The sequence below is a fragment of the Halospeciosus flavus genome, assembly GCF_029814175.1.
Taxonomy (GTDB): domain Archaea; phylum Halobacteriota; class Halobacteria; order Halobacteriales; family Halobacteriaceae; genus Halospeciosus; species Halospeciosus flavus.
In genome coordinates this window covers 2,557,381-2,569,737 of the sequence record NZ_CP122312.1, presented here as the reverse complement: position 1 = coordinate 2,569,737, position 12,357 = coordinate 2,557,381, and the positions used below count along the sequence as shown (strand labels likewise).

General features: G+C 67.9%; 15 protein-coding genes. 6 read left to right on the top strand and 9 right to left on the bottom strand.

Annotated elements, in window-relative coordinates:
- Positions 1-189 precede the first annotated feature (189 nt).
- On the top strand, positions 190-627 hold the full coding sequence (locus P0Y33_RS13495; protein WP_279527917.1) for a hypothetical protein: 438 nt from the start codon (positions 190-192) through the stop codon (positions 625-627).
- An 87-nt stretch (positions 628-714) separates the two neighbouring features.
- On the opposite strand, the gene P0Y33_RS13490 is transcribed toward P0Y33_RS13495, so the two are convergent.
- Positions 715-1,683 (bottom strand): replication factor C small subunit, encoded by a 969-nt coding sequence (locus tag P0Y33_RS13490; protein ID WP_279527916.1) that lies wholly within the window; start codon positions 1,681-1,683, stop codon positions 715-717.
- Positions 1,684-1,801: 118 nt separating this feature from the next.
- Here P0Y33_RS13490 and samp2 point away from each other — a divergent pair, with 118 nt between their 5' ends.
- Both samp2 and P0Y33_RS13480 read left to right on the top strand, forming a co-directional pair.
- Positions 1,802-2,002 carry a ubiquitin-like small modifier protein SAMP2 gene (gene samp2 / locus P0Y33_RS13485; protein ID WP_279527915.1) on the top strand — a complete coding sequence of 67 codons (201 nt, stop codon included), beginning with the start codon at positions 1,802-1,804 and terminating at the stop codon, positions 2,000-2,002.
- Positions 2,003-2,386: a GNAT family N-acetyltransferase gene (locus tag P0Y33_RS13480; RefSeq protein WP_279527914.1), complete on the top strand. Its 384-nt coding sequence runs from the start codon at positions 2,003-2,005 to the stop codon at positions 2,384-2,386.
- A gap of 8 nt (positions 2,387-2,394) precedes the next feature.
- Here P0Y33_RS13480 and P0Y33_RS13475 read toward each other — a convergent pair whose 3' ends face one another.
- The 4 genes from P0Y33_RS13475 to larB form a co-directional block, all read right to left on the bottom strand.
- Positions 2,395-3,774, bottom strand: coding sequence for a phosphoglucomutase/phosphomannomutase family protein (locus P0Y33_RS13475; RefSeq protein WP_279527913.1), 1,380 nt, complete (start codon positions 3,772-3,774; stop codon positions 2,395-2,397).
- A gap of 89 nt (positions 3,775-3,863) precedes the next feature.
- The gene (locus P0Y33_RS13470; protein ID WP_279527912.1) at positions 3,864-4,109 is read right to left on the bottom strand and encodes a GIY-YIG nuclease family protein; all 246 of its coding nucleotides are present in this window, start codon (positions 4,107-4,109) and stop codon (positions 3,864-3,866) included.
- Between the two features lie 55 nt (positions 4,110-4,164).
- Entirely contained in the window at positions 4,165-4,317 is a 153-nt protein-coding gene (locus tag P0Y33_RS13465) for a DUF7563 family protein (protein ID WP_279527911.1), read from the bottom strand.
- Positions 4,318-4,409: 92 nt separating this feature from the next.
- A complete protein-coding gene (gene larB / locus P0Y33_RS13460; protein ID WP_279527910.1) occupies positions 4,410-5,177 on the bottom strand; it encodes a nickel pincer cofactor biosynthesis protein LarB in 768 nt (255 codons plus the stop codon).
- 122 nt (positions 5,178-5,299) lie between these two features.
- Between larB and P0Y33_RS13455 the strand changes: the two genes are divergently transcribed.
- Complete coding sequence (locus tag P0Y33_RS13455; protein ID WP_279527909.1) at positions 5,300-5,467, top strand: DUF1931 family protein; 168 nt, start codon at positions 5,300-5,302, stop codon at positions 5,465-5,467.
- 21 nt (positions 5,468-5,488) lie between these two features.
- Here P0Y33_RS13455 and rpiA read toward each other — a convergent pair whose 3' ends face one another.
- From rpiA to P0Y33_RS13435, 4 genes are all read right to left on the bottom strand, one after another.
- Entirely contained in the window at positions 5,489-6,178 is a 690-nt protein-coding gene (rpiA, locus tag P0Y33_RS13450; protein WP_279527908.1) for a ribose-5-phosphate isomerase RpiA, read from the bottom strand.
- Between the two features lie 482 nt (positions 6,179-6,660).
- Positions 6,661-7,785, bottom strand: a complete 1,125-nt coding sequence (locus P0Y33_RS13445) for an ORC1-type DNA replication protein (protein ID WP_279527907.1) — start codon at positions 7,783-7,785, stop codon at positions 6,661-6,663.
- A 137-nt stretch (positions 7,786-7,922) separates the two neighbouring features.
- Complete coding sequence (locus P0Y33_RS13440) at positions 7,923-9,914, bottom strand: MutS-related protein (RefSeq protein ID WP_279527906.1); 1,992 nt, start codon at positions 9,912-9,914, stop codon at positions 7,923-7,925.
- A gap of 215 nt (positions 9,915-10,129) precedes the next feature.
- Positions 10,130-10,735: a plastocyanin/azurin family copper-binding protein gene (locus P0Y33_RS13435; RefSeq protein WP_279527905.1), complete on the bottom strand. Its 606-nt coding sequence runs from the start codon at positions 10,733-10,735 to the stop codon at positions 10,130-10,132.
- Between the two features lie 205 nt (positions 10,736-10,940).
- On the opposite strand from P0Y33_RS13435, the gene larE reads away from it, so the two are divergent.
- Together larE and P0Y33_RS13425 are read left to right on the top strand one after the other, a co-directional pair.
- Positions 10,941-11,819 (top strand): ATP-dependent sacrificial sulfur transferase LarE, encoded by an 879-nt coding sequence (gene larE, locus P0Y33_RS13430; protein ID WP_279527904.1) that lies wholly within the window; start codon positions 10,941-10,943, stop codon positions 11,817-11,819.
- Between the two features lie 46 nt (positions 11,820-11,865).
- The gene (locus P0Y33_RS13425) at positions 11,866-12,327 is read left to right on the top strand and encodes a hypothetical protein (RefSeq protein WP_279527903.1); all 462 of its coding nucleotides are present in this window, start codon (positions 11,866-11,868) and stop codon (positions 12,325-12,327) included.
- Positions 12,328-12,357: the final 30 nt, after the last annotated feature.

Here is a 12,357-nt window from a genome sequence, read left to right as displayed (position 1 = left end):
GACGAAAGGCGCGAAGCGCCTTTCGAACCATCCTGCGGACGGCGCTCCGCGCCGCCCTCGACAAAAACGTGGTGAAAAAGCACTCCTCACTCCCGATGGTCGTTCGTCGGCCTCGCGCTCCTTACGTCGCGCGAGTGAACCGCGGACCTGCCGGGCTCTTCGAGCCACTCGGTCCGCGGACGCTCGGACGTGACTGGCGACGGAAGCTACTTCGTGCGGTCGTTCGACATCCACGACGTGCCCTCCAGACGACAGTTGCTCGGGGTCGGTGGGAGTATCGTCACCGGCGTCGTCGCCGGCTGTCTCCGGCGCGTCGCCGGTCGCGTACCCGTCGTCTTCGTCAACGACGCCGAGAAAGAGCGGACGTTGAACGTGACCGTGAGTGCGGCGTCGACTGACGAAGTACTGTTTCTCGAAGACGTCCGGCTTCGGGCCGGCGAGACGAGGCGATTCGACGGTGTACTTCCGGGGTTGACCGACTGCCGGGCGGCCGTCGGACGACGACGTTCGTCGCCAGTCCACACGGAGTTCCGTACCGGTCTCGGAGCGAGCGACTGGGTGCTGCGGGTGACGGCGCTGTCGGAGGGTGAAGTCGACGTTACGCCCGGCCCGGAGAAGAACAGGTGAACACGTCGTGAATCGTTCGACCGTCTATACGTACACCACCAGCCGCGAGCGTCTGTTCTACGCGCCGAAAGACGGACTGTCGAGGACCTACTCCTCGCTCTCCAGCGCGACGGAGGCGAGGAGGGCTTCGAGTTGGACCTGCTCGTTCGCGCCCTCGGAGATGCGGTAGTCGGCCTCGCCGATGCGGTCCATGAGGCGGACGGCGGCCTCCTCGTCGAGGTCGAACTCCCAAACCGAGCGGTGGAGTTGGTCGATGATGTCGCCGCCGGCGAGACCGCGCTCGGTAATCATCTCGTCGAGGCGGGTGCGCGCGCCGACGAAGTCGCCGGACGTGGCGCTGGTGACCATCTCCTCGATCTCCTCGGGGCGGGCGGTCGCGGTGATGGCGTAGACCGTCTCCTCGTCGACCTCTTCGCCCGTGGCGGCGGCGGCCTGCAGGGCGTTGATGGCCTTGCGCATGTCGCCGTCGGCGGCGTAGACCAGCGCGTCGACGCCGTCCTCGGTGTAGCCGACGCCCTCGTTCTCGGCGATTTCGCGGATGCGCTTGGCGACCGCGTCGTCCGAGATGGGCGAGAAGCGGAACACCGCACACCGCGACTGGATGGGGTCGATGATGCGCGAGGAGTAGTTACACGAGAGGATGAAGCGGGTGTTGTCCGAGAACTGCTCCATCGTGCGTCGGAGCGCGGACTGCGCGTCGTCGGTGAGCGCGTCGGCCTCGTCGAGGAAGATGATGCGGTAGTCGTAGCCACCGAAGGAGGTCCGCGCGAAGTTCTTGATGCGGTCCCGGACGACGTCGATCCCACGCTGGTCGGAGGCGTTCAACTCCAAGAAGTTCTCCTTCCAGTCGTCGCCGTACGTTTCTTTCGAAATACTGACACTTGCGGCAGTTTTCCCCACGCCCGCTGGCCCTGCAAAGAGCAAGTGCGGCAGGTCACTTCGCTCGACGTAACTCTGCAGACGGGAGGTGATGTCCTCGTGTCCGACGATGTCTTCGAGGGCCTCCGGCCGGTACTTCTCGACCCAGATCTCGTCCCGGCCCGCAGTAGTAGACATGCCTAGAGGCAGGTGGTTGCCGGCCTTAAAGCCCCCGAGATGGGTCGTTTCGACGCGTTCACGGAACGCGAACGCGGCGAGCGACACCCTAAAAGCCGCGAGTCGGCTATCCCCCACCATGCACGTCACGGTGGAGGTCGTCGGGGGCGACGACCACGAGTTCGACGTCGGCGAGGGGACCACCTACGCCGACCTGCTCTCGGAGGTGGACCTCTCCCCGCACGAGGTGTCGGTGATGGTCGACGGCCGGCCGGTCCCCGAGGACCAACCCGTCGAGACGGACCACGTGAAGGTCCTCCGACTCATCAGCGGCGGATAGATGAGCGCAGTCCGGGTCAGGGAGGCCACCTCCCGCGACGAACTCGGCGTCCGGCAGGTACTCGACGGCGCGATGCTGGCGGTCGACGACGACCTGTTGACGCGACGGCTCGACGCGGGGACGGTCCTCGTCGCCGAGCAGGAACGCCGGATTCTCGGCGCACTCGTCGCCGTCCCACGTGAGGAGGGTGCACACGTCGAGGCCGTGGCGGTCCGACGCCGACGCCGCGCGCAGGGTATCGGCACCGAACTGGTCGAGACGGCCGCCGAACGCTGGCGACCGCTGAGTGCGAACTTCGACCCCCACGTCAAGCCGTTCTACGACGCGCTGGGTTTCGACGTCGCGGAGACGGAGGACGGACGCTACCGCGGACGCCTCGACTAGCCAGACAGTCAGACGAGCGGTTCGACCAGGTCGCGGCCGGCGTCGAGCAGGTCGTCGACGCGGTCCTCGCTCCCCGCTTCGGCGTAGACGCGCATCTTCGGTTCCGTCCCCGAGGGACGGACGAGGAGCCACGAACCGTCTTCGAGGAGGACCTTGAAGCCGTCCGCCTCGTTGACGCGTACGACCTCCTTCCCGGCCACCTCGTCGGGGAGGCGGTCGGCGAGTTCGACGAGGACGTGGGCCTTCCGGTCGTCCGGGCAGTCGACGCTCACCTTGTCCTGGTGGAACTCGCCGTGCTCGTCGAGGAGGGCGTCGACGCGGGCGTCGATGTCGCGTTCGGCGGCCATCGTCGCGGCGACGAGACCCATGAGGACGCCGTCCTTCTCGCGGACGTGCCCCCGCATCGAGAAGCCGCCGGACTCCTCGCCGCCGACGAGTGCGTCGTGTTCGCCCATCGCCTCGGCGACCCACTTGAAGCCGACCGGCGTCTCGTGTACCTCCTCACCGTGTGCCTCGGCGATGCGGTCGATGAGGAACGTCGTCGAGACGGTCCGGACGGCCGGCCCGGAGTCGTCTTCGAGGAGGTAGTCGTAGAGCGCGGCGAAGAAGAAGTTCTCGTCGAGGTAGCCACGGTCGGGCGTGACGACGGCGATACGGTCGGCGTCGCCGTCGTTGGCGATGCCGAGGTCCGCGTCGTGTTCGTCGACGGCGAGCGCGAGGCCCTGGAGGTTCGCCCGGTCGGGTTCGGGCGGCGTCCCGCCGAAGTCGGGGTCGCGCTCGCAACGCTCGCGAATCACCTCTGCGCCCGCTTCTTCGAGGATGGCGTCGGTGACGCCGCGCCCGCTGCCGTGCATCGCGTCGTAGACGACGGTCAACCCGGAGAGGTCCGGGTGGTCGAGCAAGTCCAGACAGTGCTCCTCGTGGGGGACAGCGAAGTCCACCTCGTGGGTCGTGCCCCACTCCTCCTCGGGGGCCTTCTGGGGCGTCTGGAGGCGGTCCTCGATGGCCTCGGTCACCTCGGGGAGGGCGGGCGCGCCGTCCTCGGGGATGAACTTCACGCCGTTGTACTCCGGTGGGTTGTGCGAGGCCGTCACGACGAGCGCACCGGCGAGGTCACGGTCGACGATGGCGTGGGCCACCAGCGGCGTCGGGCAGTCCCGTTTCGGGAGGTAGACGTCGTGCCCGTTCGACGTGAGCACGTGGGCGAGTTCCTCTGCGAACCCGCGGGAGGTCTCGCGGGCGTCGTAGCCTATCGCGAGCGGTTCGCCGCCCTTCCCTTCGTCCTCCAGGTAGGAGGCCACGGCCTGCCCGACCATCCGGACCCGTGGCTCGGTGAACACGTCGAGGGTGTCGCGCCACCCGTCGGTCCCGAACTCGATTTCGTCCATGGTCGACTCGTCGCTCGGCCGGGACAAAGTGATGACGGTCGTTCCCGTCCGGGCAGCGACCGCTCGCTTCCGTGGGTCGGTCGCGGGAACTACTCCTCGACCAACTTCTCCTTCTGCCGGCGCGAGAGTTGCTTGATCTCGTACTCGCGGCTCATCGCCGTCGACTTCGACCCGAAGGCCTCGACGTACCGGAGTTCGACCGGCGTCCGCCCGCGGGTGTACTTCGCGCCCTCGCCGGCGTCGTGTTCGTCGACGCGGCGCTCCACGTCCGTCGTGTACCCCGTGTAGAACGTCCCGTCGGCGCACTCGAGGACGTAGACGTAGTGCTCGCTCACGGCCGTAGTCGGTGACGGAGGCGCTTTCGCGTTTCGCCTCGGGTCCCGCGCGACGCTACTGTGTCGCCCGGGCGCGCTGTTTCGACACTTCGGCGATTCCCGCGTTCGCCGCGCAGTTCGGACAGGCGAGGAGGCGACCGTCGTCGTCGGCGAACACCCGTGCGAAGTGTTCGGAGACGTGCGCCCCGCAGTGGTTGCAGCGTGCCATCTGTCTGGGTGGCCCGTGTGGGCCTGTACAACACAGTACGTTCCCAGACGACAAATCTGTTACTTCAGTAGGGACACAATTCGGAGGACTCGCTACTCCCCGGCCACACCCGCGACCGCACGGGCGACGAGTCCCGCCTGTGCGCCGGCGACGAACCCGGCGTCGATGTTCACGACAGAGAGGACCGTACACGACTGGAGGAGGCCCGTGAGCGCGGCCTCGCCCTCGCCACCGAAACCGTAGCCCGTCCCAACCGGGAGACCGATGACCGGCGCGGCGACGAGGCCCGCGACGACGGTGGGGAGCGCCCCCTCGCGGCCGGCGGCGACGATCACGACGTCGGCCTCACGAACGTCCTCGACGCGGTCGAGCATCCGGTCGATGTTGGCGACGCCGACGTCCTCGACGCGCTGGACGTCCGCGCCCATCTCCGCGGCGACGGTGGCGGCCTCGCCGACCGGAACCGCGTCGCTCGTCCCCGCGGAGACGACCGCCACGGAGGCGTCGATATCGGGCGGTTCGAAGTCCGGCGCGTGGACGACGACGACGCCGCTACGTTCGTGGTGGGTGACCGTCGCGTCGGGGTGTTCGACCGAGAGGTGCTCGCGGACGGCCGCGACGTCGGCGTCGTCGGCCCGCGTCACGAGCGCGCGACCGGTCGTCTCGACGGCCGTCGCCGCCAGGTCCGCGATCTCGTCCGGCGTCTTCCCGTCGCCGAGGATGGCCTCCGGGACGCCCCGACGCGTCTCGCGTGCGGCGTCGAACCGGCCGGACTCGGTCGTCGCGTAGCCGGCGAGCGCCGCCTCCGCCTCCTGTACACTCATCTCACCTGCCTGGAGAGCTTCGAGTACCTCGCGCATGGGTCGACGTTCGAACTGCCACAACAGTTATTTACCGATTCGGCCTCAGGTCGCCCCTGACGGGCGATTTGACGGCTCTTGATGGGAAGCCTTATAAGGTGGGCGGGAAAAGGCCACGGTGTATGGCAGACCTCATCGTCAAGGCCGCTGTGAAGGAAGCACTCGAAGACAAGAACGTCGCGTCCGACTTCTACGACGCGCTCGACGAAGAGGTCGAGGAGCTCCTCGACGACGCGGCACGCCGTGCCGAGGCGAACGGTCGCAAGACCGTCCAGCCGCGCGACCTGTAAGGTCGACCCCTCCAGTATTTTTTAGCGTACCTCGACGCCCGTAGCGGTGCCTACGTGTATCTCGTCGGCCATTCCGACGAACAGCCCGTGGGCCACACAGCCGGGGATGTCGGCGAGGTCGGCGGCCAGCGCCTCCGGGTGTTCGACGGCCCCGAAGTCGCAGTCGAGGACGAGGTTCCCGTTGTCCGTGACGACCGGGCCGTCCTTGCGCTCGGCCGCGCGGAGGTCGGGATCGCCGCCGAGGTCGCGGACGCGCTCGGCGGCCAGCGTCCGTGCGTCGGGGAGGACTTCGAGCGGGACCGGGTAGTCGAGCGGGTCGGACTCCTTGCTCGGGTCCGCGACCACGAGGAAGCGGTCGGCCGAGGCGTCGACGATCTTCTCGCGGGCGTGGGCCGCGCCACCGCCCTTCATGAGGTGTCCCGCGGCGTCGAACTGGTCGGCCCCGTCGATGGCGAGGTCGACGCCCGTGTCCTCGACCTCGTCGAGGGAGACGAGCGGGATGCCCGCCTCGACGGCGAGTTGGCGCGACTGGAAGGAAGTCGGCACTCCACGGATGTCGAGTCCGGCGTCGACCGCCCGGCCAAGTTCCTCGATGGCGTGGGCCGCCGTGCTCCCGGTGCCGAGTCCGACGACCATCCCGTCGGTGACCTCGGCGGCCGCGCTCTCGCCCGCGCGGCGTTTCTGTGCCGCCGTACCGCTGTCGTTCTTCATAGATGCGGCGACGACCGCGACCGACAAAAAGGCGACTCACTGGGCCGTCCGATCCGGTCTCTACAGATAACCGAGGCGAGTGCCTCGGGGTCGTCCGGAAATCGAAGATTTCCGTGATGACGAGAGACTTCGTCTCTCGAACCACTTGACCCCGAAGATGAAGCCGACATGAATCTTTAACTAACCACGATTCGTGGCAGAGAGTACAGTCAGAATACAACCTCAAAGACGGGTTAAAGACATTAATCCTACGCTGGCTGAGATACGGATTTGGAAATGCGACTCCTCTCAAAACCCGCTACGGCGGTGAGACGGGAGTTGTCGGGTCGTGGTGGAGCGACCGACCCTCACGGACACTATCGAGGTGTTCGGGTGTTAATTCCAGCTAACCCGCTTCGGGGAGGTCGAGGGGAATTAAATTCGCCTGCGGGTGCGGTGCGACCCCAAGACGGCGAAGCCTCGGGGCTTGCCCCCGAGGTACTTCACAGTTGGTCGCGGATCACGTCGGCGTCGTGGGCGAGCGAGAGCGTCCGCGAGCGCCCGCGCCCGTCCAGCGACTCGTAGTTGGCCTCGATGAGCCCGAGTTGGTCGAGTTTGTTGACGATCTCCGTGTAGCGGGTGTAGCCGAGACCCGTCCGGTCCTCGAAGGTCTCGTAGACGTCGCCGGCGCGTTTCGCGTCCGTGTCGGCGAGCGTCTCGACGAGTGCCCGCTCGGTGTCGCTCAGGCCGCGGAGCCGTCGCGAGAGGTGGATGTGTCGGGCCTCCTCGGAGACGGCCTCGACGTCCTCCGACTCGACGCGTCGACTGGCCCGCATTTCGGCGTGGAGTCCGGCCCGGCGCAGGAGGTCGATGCCGACCCGCAGGTCGCCGGTCTCGGCGGTGATCTCGGCGACGTCTTCGAGGACGTCCTCGGTGACGGCCCCCTCGCGGAAGCCGGCGCGGACGCGGTCGGAGAGGATGTCGAGAATCTCGGTCTGGTCGTACTTCGGGAAGTAGGCCTCCTCGGGACGGAACACCGACTGGACGCGACCGTCGAGTTCCTCGATGACGTCGAGGTCGAGGTCCGAGGAGACGACGACGACACCCACCTTGGCGCCGGGGTGGGCCTCGTGCGCCCGGAGGAGCGAGTAGAGGGCGTCCGAGGCCTCGTTCTCGTAGAAGAGGTAGTTCACGTCGTCGAGGGCGACCACCAGCACCTCGTCTTCCTCGACGAGGCGGTCGGCCACCTGGTTGAACAGTTTCTTGAAGGAGATTCCGGAGGCGGGGGGTTCGTAGTCGAAGATGGCCTCGAAGATCCGCGAGAACACGGCGTACCGGGTCGAGTCCACCTGGCAGTTGACGCGGACGGTGCGGACGCCGGTCTGGCCGCCGAGTTCGCCGAACAGTTTCTGGACGGCGGTGGTCTTGCCCGTGCCGGGCGGTCCCCGGACCATCACGTTCAGCGGCCGGGAACCGCGGACCGCCGGTCGAAGCCCGTACTTCAGCGTCTCCAGTTGCGACTCGCGGTGCCGGAACGCCTCCGGCACGTAGTCGATCTCGAAGACGTGCTCGTCGCGGAAGATGGACTCGTCCCACGCGAGCATCCCCTCCTCCGGGTCTTCGGCCATGGTTCTACCACGCCGTCCCGACTACTTAGTCCTTCGGCACCGACGCAAAAAAGTCGGGCAGCGGAAACGCGGAATTCGTCCGCTAGGACGTCCAAATCGTCCGAATAGCTCCCCCGTTTGCAGCGGAGTGGAAGTGGTCAGAACTTCTCCAGCAGTCGGTCGTAGAACGCGCGTTCGCCCGCCGCACCGTCCTCGCCTTCGGCCAGTTTCTCGACGATGAGTTCGGGCGTCGAGCGGGCGAGGTGGTCTTTCACGGGCGAGCGCTCGACGACGAGTTCGCCGTCTTCGAGTCCCAGCGCGCGGATGCCGTCGACGGTCACGTCGAACCCGCAGTTCTCTCGAATCTCGCCGGCGAGGTGGGAGACGAACACCGCGGAGGCGCCCGACTCGTGGAGCGACTCGAGGATACCCGCGATGATCTTCGCGGAGGCGCCGGGTTCGGTGATGCTCTCCAGTTCGTCGACGAGGACGAGTTTCCGGTCGGCGCCGGCCGTCAGGTCCCGGAAGTCACGGAGGGTGGACTCGAAGGCGCCCGCGTCGAGCGTCCCCTGGGTCTTCGCGTAGTAGTGGAGTTCCTCGACGGCGGGGACGCGGGCCGACTCGGCGGGCACGGGCATGCCCATGTGCGCGAGGACGGTCACGACGGCGACGAGGTCGAGCGTCGACGTCTTCCCGCCGGAGTTCACACCCGAGAGGAGTGCCACCCCGTCGACGCCGTAGTCGACCGGGTCGACCTCGTCGAAGGGGACGTCCAGCAGGGGCGAGCGCCCGGCCTCGATGTCGAAACCGGTCCCCTCGCGGGTCGGCAGCGTGCAGTCGTACTCGTCGGCGAAGCGGGCGATGGCGTACTCGACGTCGCGTTCGAGGGCGGCGTGGACGAGATCGGCGGCCGCGGGCCGGAGGTCCGCGAGGTCGGCGGCGAGTTCTCGCTTGCGCTTGGCGGCGCGGCGGTCTCGCTCGGCCTGTAACTCCTCGCGGAGGCGGGTGACGACCTCCGGGTCGCGTTCGACGGGATAGGTGGGTTCGTCGGGGAACGCCCGGCGGGCGCGGTCGGCCTCGCCCTCGCGGAGGTCGAGTTCGGAGACGACGTGCTCGCGGGCGGCGGCGACGGCCTCGGCGTACTCGTCGCCGAGTTCCCGCGAGAGCAGGGAGTCGACGCCCGCGCCGCGTTCGACCAACGAGAGCAGGTCCGAGCCCTCGATAGTGACGTCCTTCTCGGCGAGCGCCTCCCGGAGGCGGTCGTTGGCGACGTCCTCGGCCTGCGAGGCCACGGCGTCGAGGTCGTCGGCCGCGTTCGCGAGACGGTCGAGTTCCTCGTCGCCGGCGACGCTCCCGTCACCCTCCAGACGCGCGAGGGCGTCTTCGAGCGTGTCGAGGTCGAGCGGCGGGTCCATCCCCGCCGCGCGGTGGACCCGTGTGGCCGCCGCCAGCGAGTCGCGGTTGGCCGCGAAGAAGGAGAGGACGCGCTCCGGGACGATTTCGGCCGGCTTCTCCAGCGCCTTCGGTTCGACCTGCACGTCGCCCTCGACGGCGACGCCCGCGAACTCCTCGTCCAGCGCGACGACGGTCGAGTACCCCCGCGCGAGTTCCGAGAGGTCGCGGGCGTCCTCGACGACCTCGACGGAGAGTTCGGGGAAGGCGTCGCGGGCGGCGCTGTACGTCTCCGCGTCGGTCGTCGCGAGACAGCGGTCGCGGACCCGCACGTCGGACGGCCGGGAGAGCGCCTCGACGTCGGCGAGGTGCTCGCGGGCCGCCTCGTCGACGCCCTTCTCGATGGCACGCTCCGCGAGTTCCTGGGCTTCGTCGACCCGCGAGGCGACGCCGCTCGGGTAGAAGGTCCGCAGTCGCTTCGCGGCGTAGTCCGTCACCGCGAACTCGGTGACGAGCGAGAGCGCGCGGTCGTAGAGTTCGGCGGCGCGGTCCGTCGCGAGGAAGCCACCGGGGTCGTCGTGGCGCTGCCGGACGACCCCCTGCACGATACGGGCGGCCCGCCCCTCGGAGACGCCGGGTGCGGCCGCCACGGCGGCGACGTCGCCCCGTTCGAGCGCCGCCTCGGGGTCGTCGAGTTCCCGCAGCGCGGCGGCCGTCTTCTCGCCGACGCCGGGGACGTCCTCCAGTTCGAGGTCCATTCGGCGTTTCTGTATGCGGTCTAGCGGAAAAACTCTGCCTGTCGGGTCTCGAACTCGATTCCGGACTGGTCGTCAAGTAGACGAGCCAGACCATATCTCGGAAACACCTCCGGATATCTCGACAACGTCGTGTATAACTGAGAAACGGAGCCGATATTCGAGTTATTCGACCCATATCTCAGAAATGGGGCGTATATCTGAGAAACGGAGTGGGTTCAGTCCTCGACGACGAGGACGGCGCCGCGCATCCCGAACTCGTTGTAGATGCGGGCCTCGGGCGGTTGGCCGTGCGGGTGCACCGGGAACGGCGCGCCGTGGGGCGTGCAGTAGTAGAGGGTGGTGCCGACTTCGTCGAACGTGTACGTGTAATCCGCGCCAGGCATCTTCATCTCGCTGTCGAGGCTCTCGACGCCGCCGTCGAGCGAGACCACGTCGTGGGGAATCGGCGGGACAGGGGCCCCGTAGGACGGCCACACCCACCGGACAGTCGTCCCGGGTGAGACCGCAACGGCCTGCGGCGCGAACGCGACCGGCAGTTCCTCGAACGGCGCGTTAGGCATCTCGACGTTCGTCATCGCACCGACGACGACCTCGACGGTGTCCTGCCCGGTGGCGTCGACGACGCCGCTACTCCAGACGGGAGAGGGCTTGTAGGCCGCCCGCTCGTTCAGGAACGCGCCGATACCGTGGCCCTCGCCGAACGTCTTCTCACTGGACTTCGCCGCCGCGGCCGCGCCGACGCCGGTGAGCGAGAGGGCACCGACGGCACCGATGGTCTTCAACACGTCACGGCGGGATGGACGACTGACTACTGGTTGCATGGCTATCACGACTCTCCTACGAGAAAGTCGAAGTACAGGAGGTCACGTGAGGGGATAAGCCTGCCGAGAGGGCGTAGCACGCTCTCTGCTCGCGGGTGGTCCCTTCCCGCTCGCCTTCTCGAGATTCTCGCTCGCTCGCTCCGAATCTCGCGCTCCGAACCTCCCGACCGGCAAACCGAAGGGAGTCCGGCCCGAACCCCGTCCTATGACCCTCGACGCGGACCTCGCGGAGAAAGTCGACGCCGCGAAGGCGTCGCTCGCGGACACGGACGGCGTCCTCGTCGCCTTCTCCGGCGGCGTCGACTCCTCGGTGGTCGCGGCGCTGGCCCACGACGCACTCGGCGACGACGCGGTGGCGTGTACCGCCCGGAGCGAGACGCTCCCGGCCGAAGAACTCGACGACGCCCGCCGCGTCGCCGAGGAGATCGGCATCGAGTACGCCGAGACCACCTTCTCCGAACTCGACAACCCGCGGTTCGTCGAGAACGACGGCGACCGCTGTTACCACTGCCGGACGATGCGCCTCGGTACGATGTTCGACGAGGCCGAAGCGCGCGGTATCGACGTCGTCTGCGACGGCACCAACGCCTCCGACCCCGGCGAGGGCCACCGCCCCGGCCTCCAGGCCGTCGACGAACTCGACGCCTACTCGCCGCTACTCGCCCACGACATCGCGAAGGACGAAGTCCGCGAAATCGCCGACCACTACGGACTCTCCGTCGCCGACAAACCCTCGATGGCCTGCCTCTCCTCGCGTATCCCCACGGGCCTCGAAGTCACCGAGGAGAAACTCACCCGCGTCGAGAAAGCCGAACGGCTCCTCCGCGAGTGGGGCTTCTCGCAGTTCCGCGTCCGTGACCACGAGGGCCTCGCCCGCATCGAGGTCGCCCGCGAGGAACTCGACGTCGCCCTCGACCCCGACTTCGCCGCCGCCGCCCGCGACCACCTCGAAGACCTCGGCTTCGACCACGTGACGCTCGACCTCCACGGCTACCAGACCGGGAGCGTCAGCCCCGAAGAGGAGACAGAAGAGGAACCGGACGTCGACGCGATGCTCGACGCCGACTACCCGACCAGCGACTGACGAGGCTCTGGCGAACGTTTTTGCTGTGCGATACATAGACCCAGTCGTGCCCTCCAGACGGACGGTTCTCGCGGGAGTCGTCGGCCCGACGGTCGGGAGCGCCGGGTGTCTCGGTGTCGGTGCGACGGACCCGCCGCACGGTGAGACGTGGCTCGCGGATTACCACGTGTACAGTCTCCACGCCGAAGCGCACACGGTCGACGTGGCCGTCCGCCTCGACGGCGAACAGGTCCACCGCGAGAGCTACGACGTCGCGGCGTACGACGGAGACGGCACCGTCGAGAACGGCACCGGGTACGTGAACGACTGGCCGCGACGACAGGGACGTTTCGTCGTCACCGCACGACTCGACGACGGTCCGACGCGTCACTTCGACAGCGCGGCGTCGTACGAGCGTGACGTGCCGTGTACGCGGGTCGGCATCCGGGTCGACGAGACCGGGAGACTCGGTATCTGGACGACGACGAACTGCGACGACCTCGACACGACACCACCGACAGACGAGTAGCGAAGGGAAGAGAGACGAAGAAGGGGCGTT